A 1,401-nucleotide genomic window follows, 5' to 3' on the forward strand; every position below is an offset into this window, starting at 1 on the left:
GGTGGTCAATTTTCGGGGCATAGTCTTCCCTTTCCCACGGATATGGGACCAATTTTTGGGGGCGATATTTTTTTGGGCGTCTGTTTCTTGCTTATTTGTAGTATTGGTTTATTCTTGTGGCCTTACCCAGGGCTTGCCTTGAAAACTTTCTCCCTTTCCTTATGGCAATTACCGAACTGATGATGTTGCCGACCAGTTTTTCGAGTAGTTTCTCTGCACATTCCTGGCTGAACAGGCCTACGGTGATGTCTCGGAGGTACCTGAAGGCGTTTTTCCAGTTGTAGCTGTAGTTGAGTTTTCTGCGGGCTGTTTTCTTCTTTATCACCTTCTGGGCCGCCATCCCCGCCAGGGCCACCATGTTCATGGCAAGGATATGGGCGTAGAACTCTTGGTAGATGCCCTCTGGCCTCCTGCATCCGAACTGCTCCACCTTCATCTTCGGCTTGAGGTTCTTTATCCCCTCTTCCACGCCCCACCTCATCGCATATAGCTCGGCCATGTCCGCGCTGCTGACCGCTTCCATGTCCAGCAGGCTGCTCACCAGGAGTTCGGTCTCCCCGGTCTCCAGGATGGCCTTGGTCACCCTTACCCGAACCGGGGCCTTGGCCCTGGCCGTAGCACCCTCTGACCGGCTGGGCAACCATTCGGTGACAAAATCCATGCGTCCGTCTGCCATTGCCGTCTTGGCAAAGGCAGACATTCCGGTGGACATCCTGATGCAAAAATCCCAGTCGGCGGCAGCAAGCTGGTGTACGGTGGTATAATAGCCGAAGTTCCTGTCCAGCACCAGGAGATCCCCCGCCCTTGAATGCATGTCCCTCAGGCAATCCTCGAGCATGCCTGCCTCCCCTGTGTTGGTCCTGCCGAGCCTTGCCTGCAGGGTAAAGCCCGTAATCACGTCATAGATAAGGAATATCCTTGCAAGGGACGTATTCACGCTGCTGGCCTCTACGCCAAAGTAGCTCCTGATCTGTTTGGAAGAGGGGAGGTTGAGCGTGCTGCCGTCGCCGGCCAGCACCCGGTAGCCTTTCCACGTGGGCGTGGAGAACCGGTCATAGGCCGTGGAACAGATGGCGCACAGGTCGTAGAAAAAACGCCAGTCGATCTTGTAACGTGCCTGTGTAAAGGCACTGCCGGTGACGGCGGCCCTGTCGAGACTGACCAGGACATTGCGGGAGACAAACTCAACAGACTCCTTGAATAAATGGAGAACGGTGAGGACGACTGTTTGGAAAGAGAGCGGTGAATTCCTTGAGAAATGACCTGGCTCCGAACAGTAAACCGCCTGGTTTTCAGTGGAATGTATTTTGGAAAAGATTTTTTTCCGGACATATCCAAGATATATCCGTCGATTTTCGGTTCATATTTTGTACCTTCAAAGCTATATGGTTTAGAAGCTTT

At 53.2% G+C, this 1,401-nt stretch carries 1 protein-coding gene; it reads right to left on the reverse strand.

What is annotated here, in order from left to right; translation table 11 throughout:
• Window positions 1-91 precede the first annotated feature (91 nt).
• Window positions 92-1,345: an IS4 family transposase gene (locus IAQ59_RS21935; RefSeq protein WP_209332998.1), complete on the reverse strand. Its 1,254-nt coding sequence runs from the start codon at window positions 1,343-1,345 to the stop codon at window positions 92-94.
• Between the last annotated feature and the right edge of the window lie 56 nt (window positions 1,346-1,401).

Origin of the sequence: Lunatimonas salinarum (assembly GCF_017811155.1) — a bacterium.
Taxonomy (GTDB): domain Bacteria; phylum Bacteroidota; class Bacteroidia; order Cytophagales; family Cyclobacteriaceae; genus Lunatimonas; species Lunatimonas salinarum.